This window comes from Erythrobacter sp. SN021 (genome assembly GCF_021864455.1).
This window is the reverse complement of the sequence record NZ_JAKKUW010000189.1, coordinates 1-315: the sequence shown is the minus strand read 5'-3', so window position 1 is coordinate 315 and position 315 is coordinate 1. Positions and strand designations below refer to the sequence as shown.

The 315-nt window shown below is 51.4% G+C and carries 1 rRNA gene; it reads right to left on the bottom strand.

The features are described 5' to 3' along the window. Positions 1–315: ribosomal RNA gene (locus L5849_RS15515) — 16S ribosomal RNA — on the bottom strand; the annotation flags it as partial.

Below are 315 nucleotides of genomic sequence, written 5' to 3'. Positions count from 1 at the left end.
GGCCGTGTCTCAGTCCCAATGTGGCCGATTACCCTCTCAGGTCGGCTACGTATCATTGCCATGGTGAGCCGTTACCCCACCATCTAGCTAATACGCCGCGGGACCATCCAAAAGTGATAGCCGAAGCCATCTTTCAAGCTCGGACCATGCGGTCCAAGTTGTTATGCGGTATTAGCATCTGTTTCCAGGTGTTATCCCCCGCTTCTGGGCAGGTTTCCCACGTGTTACTCACCAGTTCGCCACTCACTCAAATGTAAATCATGATGCAAGCACCAATCAATACCAGAGTTCGTTCGACTTGCATGTATTAGGCAC